We start from the raw sequence: 19,188 nt of genomic DNA on the forward strand, positions 1-19,188 counted from the left end.
TATGACAGAAGGGAGTTGCAAATGGACATACAGAAAACCGTGCTTGTCGTTGACGACAGCACAACGAACCGATCTATACTTTGCGACATACTACATTCTGACTATACTGTGATCCAAGCAGAAAATGGCATACAGGCTCTTACAATGCTAAAAAAACAGGATAAAAAAGTTGACGCTATAATACTGGATATCATAATGCCCGAAATGGACGGATATGAGTTCATGGATAAAATAAAGCATGATAAAACCTTATCTCAGATACCTGTTATTATTCTAACAGAAAAATCAGACAGAGACACTGAAAAGAAGGTGCTTGAAAGCGGTGCGTGGGACTTTGTTCCAAAGCCTTATGACGCTGATATTATAAAGCTAAGGCTCAAAAACGTTATCGCAAGAAGTCAGGTATCGCTGCTCAAAGAGCTTAATAACGTTATGAACTACGACCCTCTTACGGAGATATATTCAAAGAATAAATTTTTCAGTGCATCAAAGGCACTTCTTAAGGCTAATCCTGACAAGCAGTTCGCTTTTCTAAGACTAGATATCGACCGTTTCAAGCTTATAAATTCATTTTTCGGCACTGCGTATGGAGACAGACTGCTAAAGCATGTTGCAAAACGTATAAGAGATTTTGCAAAAACAACGGAATGTTGTACCTTTGGTAGGATAGACGCAGACGTTTTCGGTATCTTCACCCCTTATCAGGGCAAGGAAGAAACAGTAAAGCAGATAGAGCAGGCTGTTGAAAACATGAAAAAACTGTCCGCAAGCTATAACATCATGATCGTTTACGGTGTTTATGTGGTGACTGACAGAAGCCTGCCAATATCCTTCATGTGCGACCGTGCCGCTCTTGCCGCTAAAACTGTAAAAGGGCATTATATGAAAAGCTATGCTTTTTATGATGACAAAATGCGGCTTTCTATCGAAAATGAGCAGAATATAATAAATGAAATGAGCGACGCTCTTGAAAATAATGAGTTCGTGCCTTACTATCAGCCTAAGTATGATGTAAAGACAAACAAGCCTGTGGGTGCGGAGGCTCTTGCAAGGTGGATACACCCTACCAAGGGATTTATCTCACCTGGTGTGTTTATCCCTATATTTGAGAAGAACGGCTTTATCTCAAAGCTTGATTTCTACATATGGGAATGCGTATGCAAACAGCTCAAGGAATGGAAAGACAGCGGAGTTCCGCTCTTCCCTGTGTCTGTAAACGTTTCAAGGGTCAATCTTTATAACCCTAATCTTTCAAAAATAATAATCGAACTTACGAAAAAGTATGACGTTGAGCCTAAGTATTTCAACATCGAGATAACGGAAAGCGTTTATACTGACGACAATGTAATGATAGATGATATCACTAGCCAGCTCAGAAATAATGGCTTTACTATCCTCATGGACGATTTTGGCAGTGGCTATTCTTCCCTGAACGTACTCAAAGATGTTCAGGTGGATATGCTAAAAATGGACATGATGTTCATGTTCAAGGCAAAGTATGACGGCCGTGCAGAAACTATAATTTCTTCTGTTATCAGAATGGCCAAATGGCTCAATATCCCTGTTATAGCGGAAGGCGTTGACAGAGCGGAGCAGGTAGAATTTTTGAAAAGCGTAGGCTGTGACTACATTCAGGGTTTCTATTATTCAAAGCCTTTGCCTGCGGCAGAGTATGAAAAGCTTATTTCAGATCAGGAGGAACAGCCTGTGCCTGAGAACGGGACGTCAGTAAACGACCTGCTGTGGGGCAAGGGCGGAGGATTGCTGGCATATATCGACAGCATCGACCAGCCTGCTACGATATATGAATGTTTTCCGGACGGCACAGTGGTAATGGTATGTTCAAACAAGGCGTTTTCACAAAAATACGGCTATGACAGCAGTGTGTACGGCAAACTCAATGTTATGAACTGCATTGACAGCGAATGCAAAGAGAAATTCACAAGCTCTGTAAACAAGGCAATAGAGAGCAAGGACAGAGCAGAATGTGTTCTCAGTATGCACGAGATAAACGGCAAGAAGCACTGGTTCAAGACGCATTTACGATTTATCAGCGAAACAGGTATAAGCTCTGTGCTTATAGCGTATTTCACGGACGTGACCGACATGGTGTTGACGGATAAACGCATAAACGACTATAAGAACTATATCCAAAACGAAATAGACCGAAAGCACAAGATCCTTATTGTAAGCAACAACAGCGACGCACGCTGTCAGCTCGAAGAGATACTTTCTCAGGAAAATACTGTTTTCACTGCAGAAACCATTCAGGAAGGGAAAAAGCTTCTTCTTAACGAGGATATCGACCTTATTTATTTTGACATACAGCTTATTTCCAAGGACGACGAATTTCCTCTTGACATTGATGAGAGAAGACTCCCCGTTATTGCTATAACCCAGGCTCATAGCGTACTTAAAGGCATGACAAAATTGAAGAACAGAGTTTCAGACTTTGTTATGAAGCCGTATATAGATGAGCTGGTACGTCTGAGAACGAACAATCTTTTAAAGATCAATATTTCAGGCAGTGCAAACGAAAAATATTTTAGCCGGACGAAATGATCTGAAAAAGTCCTCTGCGATAAGCGGGGGCTTTTTTCTATTATTAAGCTGTCAGCTTTATTGACAAAATATACACTATCTGATATTATATAGGTATGAATGCTGAAAGCGAGGGAGAAAAAATGTATCTTGACAAGTGGCGTGTGGCAATAAGAAATTTGAAAAATTCGCTTTTTTCATATCCAAACACGGCTCAAAGCTGTTTCCCTGACCCTATCACGGACGACACAGTGTTTTACTGCGTTCAAGGTCTTGTATATGGCAGTCAAAAGTTCCCTGACGGAAAATTCATACGCAGTTCTCCTGTGACCTCGGTATACTCCGAGGACGGAAAGCTTTTTGCCAAAACAATAAACAACATTTATGAGCTTAAAACGCCAAGCGATTATTTTGACTGCGATATCGCTGAAAATGCCGCACAAAAAACAGGAAGCAGTGAGCTTGCTGAAACAGCTAAAATGCAGAGAGAAAAGCTCACGGCACAGCTTGATAAATTTTTCACGATCTGCCAGAGGCTTTGTGATAATGGACAGGCTGACGTTGCAAATGAGTTACCTGAAGATACTCTTGTTATATGCTATTACGGCACTGACCCACATGGAAACAAGATGTTCTACAAAAAGGAAGATATGGTAGTGCCTGTTTTTGCATATGTGACCGTTGGGCTGGTCATTGATTCTGTGGGGCTTGCGGAAAGCGAGGAAAAGCTGGAATCATGGGATACGCTGGGGAGATATTATATTGACAGCGAGCTTATGGAGTTTTATGACTGTGACACGAAAAACCTTATTTTCTGCAATTTGACGAACTCTCCTATATATGTCACAATCTACGAAAGCTCCGCTGCTATGCTCTGTATGCCGAACACGGCTAAGATAGCTTCAAGAAAAGTAAAAGAAAAATAAAACTTTTATCCGTCTGAGATCTCAGGCGGATTTTTTTATTGCACAATATAGAAAAGAACGTGAAAATTAATAGAATGTTAAACTTTTAACGTGCCATAGCAATTGAATAATCGTCGAAAGTGTAGTATAATTTTCTTATATAGTTGCTTTTTGATGTAAAATAATATATTTAACTATTTTTTGTATCGTGAGGAAAAGATCATGGAAATTTTAAAACAGCGTATTCTTAAGGACGGAGTAGTAAAGGAAGGAAACGTTCTCAAAGTCGATAAATTCCTTAACCACCAAATGGACGTCAAGCTTTTCAACGATATCGGTGAGGAGTTTGCAAAGAGATTTGCAGGAACAGGCGTAAACAAGATACTAACTATCGAGTCATCCGGTATCGGCATTGCCTGCATTGCGGCACAGCATTTTAACAACTGCCCTGTTATTTTTGCAAAGAAAACTCTCAGCAAAAATCTTGACGGCGAAATGTTCGTTACTCAAGTAAAGTCCTACACAAAGGGCGTTACATATGACGTAATGGTATCTGAAAAATATCTCGGCAAGGGCGACAAGGTGCTTATTATAGACGATTTTCTTGCTAACGGCTGTGCTCTTATGGGGCTTATAGATATCGTAAAGCAGTCCGGGGCTGAGCTTGCAGGAGCAGGTATCGTTATCGAAAAGGGCTTCCAGGTTGGCGGAAAGACTATCCGTGACATGGGCGTAAAGCTCGAATCTCTTGCTATCGTTGACTCTATGGACAACGGCACTATCACTTTCAGGGACTAACGCACAAAGCGTTACCAATAAATATTTTATGGAGGAAGATCAAACATGAAGGTAAGACGTATTCTTGCGCTCGTTCTTTCTGCGGCTCTTGCTGTAACAGCTCTTACAGCTTGTACATCTGCTAAGGACGAAGCATCACAGAAGTCGGCTGACAATCAGACGGCAACTCTCAGCTATGACACTGTAAAGATCGGTGTTATACACATCGGCAACCCTGCCGACGGTTCAGGCTACACATATGCTCACGATCAGGGTATCGTTGGTATGCAGAAGGAGCTTGGACTTAAAGACGATCAGATCGTAAGAAAAAACAACGTATCAGACAGCGACCCTGCTGCTACAGAAACAGCTATCCGTGAGTGCATCGAGGAAGGCTGCAACATCATCTTCGGCACAAGCTGGGGCTATATGGACAAAATGGAGTCCCTTGCAGAAGAATATCCTGACGTTTATTTCTGCCACGGCACAGGCTACAAGAACAACGGCAAGAACCTTAACAACTACTTCGGAAGAATTTATCAGGCAAGATATCTCACCGGTATCGTTGCAGGTATGAAGACAGAGTCAAATCTTATCGGTTACGTTTCCGCTATGGGCAGCGAGAACTCTGAGTGCACAGGCGGTATCGACGCTTTCGCAATGGGCGTTTATTCTGTAAATCCTGACGCTAAGGTTTATGTAAAGGTAACAAACAGCTGGTATTCACCAACAGAGGAAACAAACGCTGCAAAGGCTCTTCTTTCTGAGGGCTGCGACGTTATCGCTCAGCACTGCGACACACCTAACCCACAGCTCGAGGCTGAAAGTGCAGGCAAGTGGGGCGTAGGCTACAACACAGATATGTCTAAGGACGCTCCTAAGGCTACACTTACTTCAACTCTTTGGAACTGGTCTGCATACTACACATATCAGGTAAAGCAGATCGTAGATGGCAACTGGAAGTGTGAGAACTACTACGGCGGCATGGCTGACGGTCTTGTAGACATCGCTCCTCTGAACAAGGATCTCTGCACAGAGGATATGCAGAAGGCTGTTGACGAGGCTAAGGCTAAGCTTGAGGACGGCTCATTCAACGTATTTGACGGCGTTATCGAAACAAACGACGGCAAAACAGTTGGCGAAGAGGGCAAAACTCTTGACGACGCTACTATCACAGGCGGAATCAACTGGTACTTCAAGAACGTTGAGGTCAAGTAATAAGGCTTAACAGCTTAACAAAACATTTATACGGGCGGTGCAGGTTGCCGCCTGTTTTGTTAATGATATGAGCATACGGCAGCAGGTAATTCTGCTGTCGGTTTCTGATGACATTAGCAAATCTAAGGAAGTTCATAAAAAGGAGCTGAAAGTATGAGTGAAGAAATATCTGCTGAGATCGCTGTAAAATGCAGCGGTATAACAAAAGTTTTCGGAAGCGTGGTTGCAAACGACGGCATTGATCTTGAAGTAAAATACGGTGAGATACTTGCACTGCTGGGCGAAAACGGATCAGGAAAGACCACGTTGATGAATATGCTTTCGGGTATCTATCACCCTGACAAGGGCAATATCTACATTGCCGGCAAGCCTGAGGCGATAAATTCACCTATGGATTCTATCGAACTTGGCATAGGCATGATACATCAGCACTTCAAGCTTGTGGAGGTGTTCTCCGCCGCAGACAACATTGTGGCAGGCACAAAGGGCAAGCTTAAGAGCAAGGGCGCTGTAAGAGATGAGATCAAGAAAATCTCTGAACAGCTCGGTCTTGAAGTTGACCCTGACAAAAAGGTATACAATATGTCCGTCAGTGAAAAGCAGACAGTTGAGATACTGAAAGTGCTTTACAGGGGTGCTAAAATACTTATTCTTGACGAGCCTACGGCGGTTCTTACTCCGCAGGAAACCGAAAAGCTTTTCAATATCCTGAGAAAAATGAAAGCTCAGGGCTGTGCTATCATTATCATCACCCACAAGCTGGGCGAGGTAATGGATATATCTGACAGAGTGACCATACTGCGGAAGGGCAAGAGCGTTGAAACTGTAAACACTGCCGAGAGCAGTGAAAAGCAGCTCACTGAGCTTATGGTAGGCAAGGCGGTGGAGCTTTCAATAGAAAGACCTGAACCTGTGAACGTAAAGCCGATACTTAACGTAGTCGATCTGACGGTAAAGAACTCTGAGGGAAGCATTGCTCTCGATGACGTAAGCTTTGTTATAAACAGGGGCGAGATACTTGGCGTGGCAGGCATTGCAGGAAGCGGTCAGAAAGAGCTTTGCGAGACTATCGCAGGGCTTCAGAAGATAGAAAAGGGCGCAGTGCTTTACAACAAGGAGAACATCATAGGCAAGACACCTAAGGAGATAATAAATCTCGGCATAAGCATGAGCTTTATCCCTGAGGACAGACTTGGAATGGGTCTTATCGCTTCGGTGGGTATGACGGACAATATGCTTCTTAAAACATACAAGCAGGGCAAGCTTTGCTTTGTAGACAGAAAGCCTGCTAAGGCGCTTTCAAAGGAACTTATAGAAAAGCTTGAAATAAAAACTCCGTCAACGGAGCTTCCTGTAAGAATGCTTTCGGGCGGAAACGTTCAGAAGGTCCTGCTTGGACGAGAGATACACAGTGAGCCTGACCTGCTCATAACCGCATATCCTGTTCGTGGACTTGACATCAACTCATCATATCTTATATACTCGCTTCTTAACGAGCAGAAGAAAAAGAACACGGCTGTGCTTTTCATAGGCGAGGACCTTGACGTTCTTCTGGAGCTTTGCGACAGGATAATGGTGCTTTGTCACGGCAAGATAACAGGTATTTGTGATGCAAAGACGGTCACAAAGGAACAGGTGGGCATGATGATGACAGGCTCGACAATGGAGGAGGTGCTGGGCATTGGCTGATATTATAAAAAAAGAGCCTCTTATAAGAATAGCCAAGCGTGCTGAACGCTCAAACAAGCAAAAGCTTATCATAAGGCTTCTGTCGGTGCTTCTGGCTATTTGTGCAGGCGGAATATTCATTCTTATTCTTGGCAAAGATCCGTTTTCATACTATGCGAAAATGGTAAAGGGTGCTTTTATCGGCAAGAACGCCGCAAGCCCTTTTATGCCGTTCAAAGAGACCATAAAGATAATGATACCGCTTCTTATATCTTCTCTTGGCATTACGCTTGCGTTTAAGATGAAGTTTTGGAATATCGGTGCAGAGGGTCAGATAATAATGGGCGGAGTTTTCGCTTCATACTTCGCTCTTTATCATTACGATATGCCTCACTATCTGCTTTTCATTGTGATGTTCGTTGCGGCGATGATAGGCGGAGGACTGTACGGCATTATCCCTGCATTTTTCAAGGCAAAGTTCGACACAAACGAAACTTTGCTCACCCTTATGCTCAACTATATCGCTCTTTACGTTATAGATTGGCTCACAAAGGGCGCATGGCAGGATCCTGAGTCAAAGGGATATCCTAAGATAGCAAGATTTGACCTTAACGCATGGCTTGACTCGCTAGGCGGTGTGCAGGTAGGCTGGGTGATAGGTCTGGTGCTTGTGGTATTGGTATTTATCTATCTTAAATACACAAAGCAGGGCTACGAGATAACTGTAGTATCAGACAGCCACGCAACTGCAAGATATGCAGGCATGAGCCCTAGCAAGATAATGATAAGAACGATGTTTTTGAGCGGTGCTATCTGCGGTATCGCAGGAATGGTGCAGGCTTGCGGAACAGAACACACACTTTCAACATCTGTTGCAGGCGGAGTAGGCTTCACGGCTATCATAGTTGCATGGCTTGCAAACCTCAATCCATTCGGCATACTCGTGGTGTCATTCTTATTCGCAGTTTTGGAAAAGGGCAGCACTGTTGTATCGTCTGAATTTGTTCTTTCACCTTACTGCTCGGACGTTTTGCAGGGAATAATCCTGTTCTTCGTGCTTGGCTGTGAGTTCTTCATCAGATACAGATTTGTAACAAGAGGAGGCAGGAAAAATGACTAGACTTATTTCATTCCTTGCCCATGCGGTATATATGGGTACTCCTCTGCTTTTCGGCACAGTAGGAGAGATACAGAACGAAAAGGCAGGACACCTTAACCTTGGCGTTGAGGGAACAATGGCAATGGGCGCTTGCGCAGGCTTTATGGTAGCATACAAGACAGGCAGTCTATGGCTTTCCATACTTGCGGCATTTCTTATGGGTGCGCTTGTTTCGCTTATCTATGCTTTTCTTACCATAACAATGATGGCAAACCAAAACGTGACAGGTCTTACACTGACTATATTCGGCACGGGACTTTCAAACTTCATAGGCGAGCAGATGATATCCGCTTCACCTACAGGCAACCTCAAACTGCCTGACGGGGTGATGAGCAGTCTGAAAAACATTGACATACCGCTTCTCAGCAAGATACCTGTTCTTGGAGAGGTGCTTTTCTCACAGAACATTTTCACGTATCTGAGCATTGTTATCGCTGTGATAATGTTTATCTATCTGAAAAAGACTAAGGTGGGTCTTAACCTTAGAACTATCGGTGAAAATCCTGCTGTTGCGGACGCTGTGGGAATAAGCGTTGTGAAATACAAATACATAAACGTTCTTATCGGCGGAGGAATATGCGGAATAGGCGGAGCGTTCTGCTCAATGGTAATAAACGGCGGTGTTTGGATGGCAAACAGCGTGAACGGTCTTGGCTGGATAGCTGTAGCGCTTGTTATCTTTGCTGTATGGAATCCTGCAAGGGCCATTTACGGAGCGTATATTTTTGGTGCATTCATGGTGCTGAAATACTACTTCCCGAAAAACCTCGGCTTCACTGTTCCTGAGTCATTCTTTGATATGCTCCCATATCTTGTAACGGCTCTTGTTCTTATCATCACTTCTGTGAAAAAATCAAGAGAGCGTTCACAGCCACAATCCTGCGGTATAAATTATTTCCGTGAGGAGAGATAGGATATTGAAGCTTGGCATTGTTTTCAAAGTGTAAAATAATTCTCAAGCCCTGAGAAAGCGGGCTGTCGAGGGCGCCAGCCCCTACAATATATTACAGATAATACCTAAAGCAACATATTTAAAAGCTCTGCGTTTTGCAGGGCTTTTATTTTTGCCCTAGTGACAAAATGCAGAAGATGTGATATAATCAGATAAAAGAGGGGGTGAGAAAATGCTCAATATATACGAAAAATGCCCACAGCCTAGGTTTTTCACCTGCGGCTGTCTTGAGAATGATGGTGGTTTTCTGCACATCAGGAGAACGCTTAACTGTGATGTGCTTATTTTTGTGACAGAGGGGACGCTTTTTATCACAATGAACGACACCGATCTTGCCGTGTGTCCGGGAGAATATGTCCTCCTGCCCTCCGGCACAGAACATTGGGGCACAAAGCCATGCGCAGGCAGGCTTTCATATATGTGGGTACACTTCTCTGCTCCGAAAACCCGTGGAGAAAGCTGTCCTGAAAGCGGCTTTGCATACCTTATCCCTGAGCATTTCACCGCCGCAGACCCTGGACGTGTGAGCATCATTTTCAGACAGCTTCTTGACTATCAGCGACAGGAAAGGCTTTACACTGAAATGCTCCCTGTCTGCACACTTTCAATGCTTCTTATGGAGATAACACAGCAATATCTTGCCGCCGGGAATGAACATGAGATATCCCCGAAGATATACAACATCTGCCAATGGATAAGATCGAACTGTCAGAAAAAGCTCACGGCAGAGATGATAGCACGGCATTTTCACTACAACGCTGAATATCTTTCCCTTATCTTCAAGAGGGAAACAGGCTGTACGCTTATAAAATATCTAAGCCGCACTAGAATAGACATCGCCAAAAGGCTTCTTGAAACGGAGGGCATAAGTATAAAGGAAACCGCCTATTCAAGCGGTTTTTTTGACGAAAAATACTTTATGAGGACCTTTCGCAAGCTTGAGGGCATGACGCCTATGCAATATCGTGAGGCGTTTAGGAAAAGGAATATCAACAGCAAATAAAACACAAATTCGTGTTTTATGCTGTGGGGGCGACCTTGGGTCGCCCGTTTATCCTAGCAATGCCATGTAAATTTGTGAAATAAAAAAGCGATACCGCACAAAATTGTGAGATATCGCTTTTTCTGTTATATTGTAAACCTCTGAAATTTTGTTAGGATAAATGGGTAGGCAGGCAAACAGGCGGGCGAACACTGTTCGCCCCTACACAAGGTTTGATAAAAACTTACTTCTTCTCAGAGAAATAAACTGTGTATTCCTCGTCCATAACGTCGTAAAGTGGCTTGAATGTGATGTTATATTCCTGTCCCTTTGTGATATACTCGTTCTGCTTCCATGGGAATGTGCTGTAGGTGTGTTCTATCTGTGGCTCGAAAATATCGGCAGGCTTTGAGTAGTCGCCGTGCAGACCGCAGTCACAGCCTGTTATGCCTGCAAGAACTATCGGTCCGTCAACTGCTGCCGCAAGGTATGGCATATCTTCAAGACGCTCCATTCTTATTTCTGACGGGAAGAAAAGACCAACTGTGTCGTTCTGCCACTCCCCTGCCAGCTTTATATAGCCGTTTGCGATCTCAGCCTTTACTGCATTGCCGTTCACTGTCACTTCAGGCTCACCGCTTACCCATTCAGGCAGGCGAAGCTTCAGAACAAAAGCTGTCTTTTCTTCACAGCTTACTGTGAACTTCATTGACCAGCGTGCCATTGTGAAGTCAGAATGTTCGTCAAAGAAAGTCTGGCTGTTGTAGTTTTTCATATCAGTTGTCTGCTCAATATGAACAGGCTTGTCTGATACTGTGATATCAGCCTTTGAAGGTATATACTGGCTGACAATAACGCCCTCACTGTCTGTAAAATAGACAAGGTCAGGATAAAGAGTCTGAGCCTGCACCATTGTTCCGTGACAGCACCAGAAATCGTGGGTCTTGCTGCCCCATTTTTTCTTTGAGCCGTGTTTAAGAGGCAGGAAATATGTTGGCATACCGGTAGAAGCGTTCTGCTGTGCAAGGAAACCGTTATAAAGGCAACGCTCGATGTAATCTGCATACTTTGTGTCACCTGTCCACTTGAAGAGGTAGTCGGCAGTTCTTACGAGGTTGTATACAGTGCAGAACTCCTGATCTGACGCACCAAGGAAATGACCCTGCTGATGAGGCGGCACCCAGAACTCACCTGAGTTTGCGCCGCTTGTGGCGTATGTTCCACGGTCTGTGACAGCGCACTTGAAAAATCTCTCTGTGCGCGTTTTCCACTTTTCATCCCCTGTTATCTCATACATTCTTGCCGCACCGTGAGAAAGCGGAATACCTGCGTTTGCATGGTCATTTGTAAGAGCGTCGCCGCCCTTATCAAGAGTATCAAAAACGCAGTTTCCGCTGTAGCGTTCGGCAAGCTTCATATACTTTTCGTCTTTTGTTATGCCGTAAAGGTCAGCCCAGACTTCGAGCATACCGCCCTGCTCGCCCTTATAGATGGTGTCGGGTGAACGTTTCAGCATCTCGTCTGTCCAATGAACATACCAATCTGCAAGCTTGCTCACAACGTCAAGAGCCTGCTCATTGCCTGTGTATTTATACACGTCAGTAAGACCCATGACAGTCTTGTGCATTACATACTGAGGCGACCACACATACTGACCTCTTGCCATCATATCGAAATACTTTTCAGGGATAGAGCCTATCCACTCGCCGCCATTGAGCTGCTGACAGCGTGCAAGCTCGCTTATTATCTTATCAAGCTTTGCTTTAAGCTCAATATCCTCATTTGAAGCGCAATAAGCTGCCGCCGCAGACAGCCAATGACCTAGAAAATGACCTCTCAACTGGCAGGTAGGAGCTTCCCAGCCCCAGTGGAGCTTTGCTCCTGCAGGATCGTCCACCACCTGAAGCCCCGGCATTACAACGCCTGCTTCCAGGTAGAAATTCTGCAAAAGGCAAGTGGAGTCAAGCCCAAAAAGATAGTTTCTGTTAAGGTCGGCTCTTTCACGAAAAAGTCCTGAAAGAAGCGACACATTATGTCTGTTCACTTTATCAAGCATAGAAGATACCTCCGAAATTTTATTTTTTCTATACTTGATTATAACAGCAAACCGCATATCTTTCAAGTGGACAAAACCCGAGATTTTATGGACAAAGCTTAGGTATTCATAGCCCAATTACGATACAACAAAAGAAATGGGCGACCAAAGGTCGCCCCTACGCTTTGCTTTGTTATGTTATGATAAACTGTTTTTACTTCGCCTTTGCCGAAGCCACAAAAGATTTGAGCTCCTCCTCAGGCATATAGCCGACAGTTGAAGCAACTACCTTGCCATGTTTCACAACAAAAAGGGCAGGTATGCTCGAGATACCGAAAGCGGATGCAAGCTCGTTTTCCTCGTCAACGTTGACCTTCCCCACCTTTACAGAACTGTCCTCCTCAGAATACTTATCCACCAGCGGTGAAAGCATTTTGCACGGACCGCACCATGCTGCCCAGAAGTCAAGCAGGACAGGCTTTTCCGAGTGCATTACTTCGTTTTCAAAATTATCCTTTGTTATGACCTTTACAGACATTTTTCACAGCTCCTTTTCTAGTCTTTGCTTTTGTAATAGAGCATACAATGGCAGAAGCCCTCAAAATTCGGGTCGGCTATCTGCTCGCGGAACTCTTTGCACATACACTTGTTTTCCTCTGTGCGCTGTATCCTGCACGGACAATAGCCACCTGTGCGTTTAAGCCCCTCTTTTATGCTCTTTACCATTTCTTTATCATCATTAAGACGTACCATTACTACCTATCCTTTGCAGATATGCTTAGATTATTCCTTGACAAATGCCTTTACAATCTCGCCGATATACTGATAGTGATAATCCTTGTCAGAATACCATTTCTCATCGTTTTCAGTATCAACAAAGCACTCTGGCTTCATCTCCTGAACATAAGCCTTTTTGCACACAAGCACCATATCAGCTTCCGCAAAAGCTGTTACCTCCACGCCGTTTTCAGACACGAACACAGGGGTCAGACCTGTTTCCTTTGCCTTATCGCAATCACATCCACTATGTGAGCCACAGAATGAAAGTGCCTTTTTATACTCCTCTTTGAAAAAGCTTATGGTAAAATATTCTGCCTTGTCGATAAATTTCTTTGTATATCTCTGTGGTCTTATAACTGTGGTGAAGGTGTTCTTTCCCCACATAACGCCTGCAAAGCCCCAAGAAGCTGTCATTGTGTTCCAGCCACTCTCGTCGCCTGCTGTTACAAGAAACCACTCCTTGCCTATCTTTTTGTATGGATTGAAGTCAATAGCGTCAAGCTTTTCTGTTACCTCTTTGAAACCGTTGAAACTGCTCATTTTCATTACCGCCTTTCAGTATTATGTCAGACTTATCATACTTATTGTACACCAATATCGTATAGAAAACGTCTGAGTATATTATATATCATTTCTTATGAAATTGCAACCCCTTGAAAACCCTGAAATATTGTACAAAAATCGTTAAAACAGGGCTTTTTTGTGTTGCTTTTTTTGAAGAATAGTGATATAATTGTATTAAGTATTTGTAAAGCTGTTTTTGTGTTTTTGGTTTAGCTGTTTTATTTTATGCCGTTACAGCGCCCGATATGTATATCTTTTGAAGTTTATACAGAATAAATTGTATATTATCTGAGAATATACATCAAAAAGCCTTGAAATGTGTATAAATATAAAATTTTTATGCAAAAGCACTTGACAATGCTGTATAAAGGTGTATAATATTTTTATCGGCATGAGAGCCGTGAAAATATTATACAAACATACTTACTACATACAATGGAGGAATTTTGTTATGGCAAAAGAGATCAAAAAAGTTGTCCTTGCTTATTCCGGCGGACTTGATACATCTATCATCATTCCGTGGCTCAAGGAAAACTACAACAACTGCGAAGTAATCGCTGTTTCAGGAAACGTTGGTCAGGGCACAGAGCTTGACGGTCTTGAGGAAAAGGCTATCAAGACAGGCGCTTCTAAGCTCTATATCGAGGACCTTACAGAAGAGTTCATCGAGGATTATGTATATCCAACAGTTCAGGCCGGCGCTGTTTATGAAAACCAGTACCTCCTCGGCACTTCATTTGCACGTCCGATCATTGCAAAGAGAATAGCTGAGATCGCTATCAAAGAGGGTGCTGACGCTATCTGCCACGGCTGCACAGGCAAGGGCAACGATCAGGTTAGATTTGAGCTTGCTATCAAGGCTTTCGCTCCTGATATGCAGATAATCGCTCCTTGGAGAATTTGGGATCTCAAATCAAGAGAGCAGGAGATCGAGTATGCTGAGGCACACAACATTCCTCTGAAGATAAACAGAGAAACAAACTACTCAAAGGACAAGAACCTTTGGCACCTTTCACACGAGGGTCTGGATCTTGAAGATCCTGCAAACGAGCCACAGTATGAGAAGCCGGGCTTCCTTGAAATGGGCGTTTCACCTATCATGGCTCCTGACAAGCCAACTTATGTAACTATCCACTTTGAAAAGGGTATCCCAACAGCAGTTGACGGCGTTGAGATGAACGGCAAGGAGCTTGTTACAAAGCTTAACGAGCTTGGCGGTGCAAACGGTATCGGTCTTGCTGACCTTGTTGAGAACAGACTTGTTGGCATGAAGTCAAGAGGCGTTTATGAAACTCCAGGTGGAGCTATCCTTTACAAGGCTCATGAAGTTCTTGAAACTATCACACTTGACAAGGAAACTGCAAGAGTTAAGCAGTATCTTTCAATCAAGTTTGCTGACATTGTTTACAATGGTCAGTGGTTCACTCCTCTCCGTGAAGCTATGAGCGCATTTGTTACAGAAACACAGAAGACTGTTACAGGCGACGTTAAGCTGAAGCTTTACAAGGGCAACATGATAAACGCAGGTGTAACATCTCCATATACTCTCTATGATGAAGAAGTTGCTACATTCGATGAGGACAATGTTTACAATCAGGCTGATTCAGCAGGATTCATCAACCTCTTCGGTCTGCCTATCAAGGTAAGAGCTAAACTCGAGCAGAAGAGAAACGCTAAGAAGGACTAATAGCGACGTTCTGTTTCACAGAGCATAAAGGTGTATAGCCTTAAAAAGTTTGTATAATATTTTTCACGGAGGTTTTGATATGTCAGATAACAACAGCATTTTTGAGCCTGCAATAGACAAGAAGGTCGAGATCTCTTATGACAGCCTGCCGAACTCCTCTTTTGAGGACGTAAACCTCGGCGGAGCAAAGTTCTCGAACGTAAATCTTAAGGAAGCCGTTTTCGATGACGTTAATATGGATGAGACACATTTCAACAACGTCAGCATGAAAGAAAGCGACTTTGCAGATATGTATATGGTAAACACAAAGTTCTTGGGCGTAAATCTCAGCAACTCGAGATTTGGCTGCTCTATCATGAACAATGTTGAGTTTAAAAATCCTGATCTTAAGAACTCACAGTTCATTCACTGTGACCTTACAAACGTTGAGATAAACGATTGCAAGATAGACGGTCTGAAGATCAACGGCGTGGATATCCAGAAGCTGCTTGAACAGCACGAAAAGGAAATGTGATCCGCACTTATTGAAATGTATTGGGGCAGGATGATCCTTTGGGGTCATTTTGCCCATACATTTTTTATATTTGATAACTTGAAATAAACATAAAGGACGGTTTTAAAATGGCAGGAAAAATGTGGGCAGGAAGATTTACAAAGGAAGTTGACGAAAGAGTCAATGATTTCAATTCATCTATTTCCTTTGACGCAAGAATGTACCGCTATGATATAGAGGGTTCTATGGCACACGCCACAATGCTGGGCGAGTGCGGTATAATCGAAAAGCACGAAAGCGAAAAAATAGTCCAGGGACTTAAGGGTATTCTTGCGGATATCGACGAGGGAAAATTACAGTTCGACCCTACTGCAGAGGACGTTCATATGTTTGTTGAGGCTGAGCTTACCAAAAGGCTTGGCGACACAGGCAAAAGACTTCACACGGCAAGATCAAGAAACGATCAGGTTGCACTTGACGTGAGAATGATACTCAGAGCCGAAACAAAAGAGATAATCGAGCTTGTGAAAAAGCTTGAACACACTATCCTTGACATTGCAGAGAAAAATCTCACAACTGTTATGCCGGGATATACTCATCTTCAAAGGGCACAGCCTATCACATTTGCTCACCACCTTATGGCGTATGCAAATATGCTTCTGAGAGATATTTCAAGACTTGAGGACAGCTACAAGAGAACGAATATCATGCCTTTGGGAAGCGGTGCTCTTGCATCTACAACTTATCCTATAAACAGACAGAGAGTTTGCGACCTGCTTGGCTTTGACGAGATAACACAGAACTCACTTGACGGCGTTTCAGACAGAGATTTCTGCATCGAGCTTTGCTCAGCTATCTCACTGCTTATGATGCACCTTTCAAGATTTTCTGAGGAGATAATACTTTGGTGCTCATGGGAGTTCAAATTCATCGAGCTTGACGACGCTTATGCAACAGGCTCGTCTATCATGCCACAGAAGAAAAACCCTGATGTTACTGAGCTTATCAGAGGCAAGACAGGCAGAGTTTACGGCGATCTTAACACACTGCTCGTTATGATGAAGGGTCTGCCACTTGCATACAACAAGGATATGCAGGAGGACAAGGAAGCTATTTTTGACGCTATCGACACTGTTAAGCTTTGTCTTAAAACCTTCGACCCGATGCTCGCCACAATGAGAGTTATCCCTGAGAACATGAGAAACGCCGCAGCCAAGGGCTTTATCAACGCTACAGACTGTGCTGACTATCTTGTTAAAAAGGGTATGCCTTTCAGGGACGCTTACAAGATAACAGGCACTCTCGTTCACACCTGCATTGAAAAGGGCTGTACACTTGAAACTCTCCCATTGGAGGAGTACAAGAAGCTTACTGACAACTTTGACAAGGACGTTTATGACGCTATCAGCCTTGAAACCTGCGTAATGCAGAGAAAAGCGGCAGGCGGTCCTGCGCCTGAGTCTGTAAAAGCTCAGATAGAATATGTCAGAAATAAGCTTTGATAAACACCGCTCCCCTGTTAAGGCGGCACTGCTATATCTTGTGCTGTGGGAGCTTGCGACAGTTATAATGTGGCTTTTTACAGCTAAGCTTTTTGTGATATATCCGCTGTTTGCGGTGGGATTTACGGTGGTGTACCCTGTGTGTACATGGTGGGCTTGCTACCGACACGCTAAGAACTACGGCTTGAAATGGTATGTTGCGCCTGTGATGATAGCGGTTTCGGTGATAGAATATATCTTCGTGGAGGAAGCAAGGTCGGTAGTGCCGAACTTTATCGTACTCACTGTGTTGACCGCAGGCTTTGCCGCAGGTATCGGAAACTGCTTTGCAGACAAGGACGCAATAAACGCCGCAAAAGAAGATAAAAAGCGTAAAAAGCTGAAAAAAGAACCTGAATACAAGAACATTTTGGACGATAATTAAAAGTATGCAGACGGCTAAAGAGCTGTCAGCCAAACGGGCGAACACTGTTCGCCCCTACAAAAGTTTGCCTTTGCATGAGCATACAGATTATTGGCAGACAAAATCATAAAGTTTTTTAGAAGGATATGAAGAAAAATGAAAACAAGAGTTTTTATTGACGGCAAAGAGGGAACAACGGGACTTCAGATATATGAGCGTTTTCAGAACAGAAATGACGTTGAGATAATGCTCATTGACGAGGAAAATCGCAAGGACGTGAACGAGAGAGCAAAGATGATAAACTCATCGGATATCACTTTTCTCTGCCTGCCTGACGCAGCGGCAATAGAGGCGGCTTCACTTTGCACAAACCCTGATGTCAGGATAATCGACGCTTCCACCGCTCACAGAACAAACCCTGCATGGGACTATGGTTTCCCTGAGCTTTCCGAAAAGCATAGAGAGAATATCCGCAATTCAAAAAGAGTTGCAAACCCAGGCTGTTATGCAAGCGGCTTTATAAGCCTTGTTTATCCTCTCGTAAAGGCAGGAGTGCTTCCTGAGAATTATCCTGTTACCTGCCACGCAGTTTCAGGCTACAGCGGTGGCGGAAAGAAAATGATAGCCGCTATGGAGAGCGAAAATAAAACAAAGGAAATGTATTCTCCACGTCAGTATGCACTTGGACAGAAGCACAAGCATATCCCTGAAATGCAGGCGGTGTGCGGACTTAAATATAAGCCTACGTTCAATCCGATAGTGGACGACTATTATAATGGTATGGTTGTTTCTGTGCCGCTGGTGACAAGATGTCTGACAAAGAAGTATACACCTGAGAATATCCATGAAATAATGGCGGAGCATTATCTTGGTCAGCATTTCGTTAAGGTAATGGAGCTTGGTGGAACGGAAACGCTTCCTGACGGATTTATCGCAGCAAATACATTGGCCGGAACAAATAATATGCAGATATTTGTCTGCGGAAATGAAGATCAGATCTTGCTTATGTCGAGATTTGATAACCTTGGAAAAGGCGCAAGCGGCGCAGCAATACAGAATATGAATATAATGTTGGGGATAAACGAAGCAACGGGCTTGGAATAACAAAAAAGCAAAAAACAAACCAAAAGCACCGCACAAAAAATCGCCGGTGCAGGGCGGCGTTAGCCCTGCCGAGGGACGGGGGCGAGCAGCCCCAGCGGGGGCAAAATAAAGCCAAAAGCAAAATCAAACCCAACAGGGGGCAGAGCCCCCACCACAAAAGTACGGTCTAAAAAAAGCGGCGGACAAAAAAATAAAACAAACCGAAGTAAAATTTCTCAACCAAGCCTAAAAACCAACAAAACTCCGCCGCTTTTGTCATTTGAACAGCGAAGCGTCTTCAAATGACTCGCCAACGGCGACAATAAGCTCCCCACAAAGGAGAGCAATCCCCGACCAATGAGTGCGAATATAAAAGTGCGGAAAAAATAAGCGGGCGAACGCTGTTCGCCCCTACAGAAATAATTAATAGAAAAAATCT

General features: G+C 43.7%; 17 protein-coding genes. 13 read left to right on the forward strand and 4 right to left on the reverse strand.

Annotated features, from left to right (window positions below; all coding sequences use genetic code 11):
* Nucleotides 1-21: 21 nt before the first annotated feature.
* The 8 genes from DW938_RS05455 (at nt 22) to DW938_RS05490 (ending at nt 10,223) form a co-directional block, all read left to right on the forward strand.
* On the forward strand, nt 22-2,562 hold the full coding sequence (locus DW938_RS05455; protein ID WP_118124132.1) for an EAL domain-containing protein: 2,541 nt from the start codon (nt 22-24) through the stop codon (nt 2,560-2,562).
* Between the two features lie 122 nt (nt 2,563-2,684).
* A complete protein-coding gene (locus DW938_RS05460; protein WP_118124133.1) occupies nt 2,685-3,467 on the forward strand; it encodes a hypothetical protein in 783 nt (260 codons plus the stop codon).
* A 201-nt stretch (nt 3,468-3,668) separates the two neighbouring features.
* Nucleotides 3,669-4,244 (forward strand): xanthine phosphoribosyltransferase, encoded by a 576-nt coding sequence (locus DW938_RS05465; RefSeq protein WP_022288138.1) that lies wholly within the window; start codon nt 3,669-3,671, stop codon nt 4,242-4,244.
* Nucleotides 4,245-4,289: 45 nt separating this feature from the next.
* Nucleotides 4,290-5,441, forward strand: coding sequence for a BMP family ABC transporter substrate-binding protein (locus tag DW938_RS05470; protein WP_117877001.1), 1,152 nt, complete (start codon nt 4,290-4,292; stop codon nt 5,439-5,441).
* Between the two features lie 153 nt (nt 5,442-5,594).
* On the forward strand, nt 5,595-7,130 hold the full coding sequence (locus DW938_RS05475) for an ABC transporter ATP-binding protein (protein WP_242992399.1): 1,536 nt from the start codon (nt 5,595-5,597) through the stop codon (nt 7,128-7,130).
* On the forward strand, nt 7,123-8,229 hold the full coding sequence (locus tag DW938_RS05480; protein ID WP_117858082.1) for an ABC transporter permease: 1,107 nt from the start codon (nt 7,123-7,125) through the stop codon (nt 8,227-8,229). Before DW938_RS05475 ends, DW938_RS05480 begins: the two co-directional genes overlap by 8 nt.
* A complete protein-coding gene (locus DW938_RS05485; protein WP_022288142.1) occupies nt 8,222-9,181 on the forward strand; it encodes an ABC transporter permease in 960 nt (319 codons plus the stop codon). Before DW938_RS05480 ends, DW938_RS05485 begins: the two co-directional genes overlap by 8 nt.
* A 211-nt stretch (nt 9,182-9,392) precedes the next feature.
* Nucleotides 9,393-10,223, forward strand: coding sequence for an AraC family transcriptional regulator (locus tag DW938_RS05490; RefSeq protein ID WP_118124134.1), 831 nt, complete (start codon nt 9,393-9,395; stop codon nt 10,221-10,223).
* 223 nt (nt 10,224-10,446) lie between these two features.
* On the opposite strand, the gene DW938_RS05495 is transcribed toward DW938_RS05490, so the two are convergent.
* From DW938_RS05495 to DW938_RS05510, 4 genes are all read right to left on the reverse strand, one after another.
* Nucleotides 10,447-12,258, reverse strand: a complete 1,812-nt coding sequence (locus DW938_RS05495; protein ID WP_118124135.1) for a beta-L-arabinofuranosidase domain-containing protein — start codon at nt 12,256-12,258, stop codon at nt 10,447-10,449.
* Between the two features lie 193 nt (nt 12,259-12,451).
* Entirely contained in the window at nt 12,452-12,775 is a 324-nt protein-coding gene (trxA, locus tag DW938_RS05500; RefSeq protein ID WP_117858087.1) for a thioredoxin, read from the reverse strand.
* Between the two features lie 17 nt (nt 12,776-12,792).
* Nucleotides 12,793-12,990: a ferredoxin-thioredoxin reductase catalytic domain-containing protein gene (locus DW938_RS05505; protein ID WP_022288146.1), complete on the reverse strand. Its 198-nt coding sequence runs from the start codon at nt 12,988-12,990 to the stop codon at nt 12,793-12,795.
* A 30-nt stretch (nt 12,991-13,020) separates the two neighbouring features.
* Nucleotides 13,021-13,557 (reverse strand): flavin reductase, encoded by a 537-nt coding sequence (locus tag DW938_RS05510; protein ID WP_118124136.1) that lies wholly within the window; start codon nt 13,555-13,557, stop codon nt 13,021-13,023.
* Nucleotides 13,558-14,032: 475 nt separating this feature from the next.
* On the opposite strand from DW938_RS05510, the gene DW938_RS05515 reads away from it, so the two are divergent.
* From DW938_RS05515 to argC, 5 genes are all read left to right on the forward strand, one after another.
* Entirely contained in the window at nt 14,033-15,268 is a 1,236-nt protein-coding gene (locus DW938_RS05515) for an argininosuccinate synthase (RefSeq protein WP_038672450.1), read from the forward strand.
* Between the two features lie 79 nt (nt 15,269-15,347).
* Nucleotides 15,348-15,782 (forward strand): pentapeptide repeat-containing protein, encoded by a 435-nt coding sequence (locus DW938_RS05520; RefSeq protein WP_117876987.1) that lies wholly within the window; start codon nt 15,348-15,350, stop codon nt 15,780-15,782.
* 107 nt (nt 15,783-15,889) lie between these two features.
* Entirely contained in the window at nt 15,890-17,263 is a 1,374-nt protein-coding gene (argH, locus tag DW938_RS05525) for an argininosuccinate lyase (protein WP_118124137.1), read from the forward strand.
* The gene (locus DW938_RS05530; protein WP_117863358.1) at nt 17,244-17,687 is read left to right on the forward strand and encodes a hypothetical protein; all 444 of its coding nucleotides are present in this window, start codon (nt 17,244-17,246) and stop codon (nt 17,685-17,687) included. Before argH ends, DW938_RS05530 begins: the two co-directional genes overlap by 20 nt.
* Nucleotides 17,688-17,822: 135 nt before the next feature.
* The gene (argC, locus tag DW938_RS05535) at nt 17,823-18,770 is read left to right on the forward strand and encodes an N-acetyl-gamma-glutamyl-phosphate reductase (RefSeq protein ID WP_118124138.1); all 948 of its coding nucleotides are present in this window, start codon (nt 17,823-17,825) and stop codon (nt 18,768-18,770) included.
* Nucleotides 18,771-19,188: the final 418 nt, after the last annotated feature.

Source organism: Ruminococcus sp. AM43-6, from assembly GCF_003461785.1.
In the GTDB taxonomy this organism is placed as follows: Bacteria; Bacillota; Clostridia; order Oscillospirales; family Ruminococcaceae; genus Hominimerdicola; species Hominimerdicola aceti.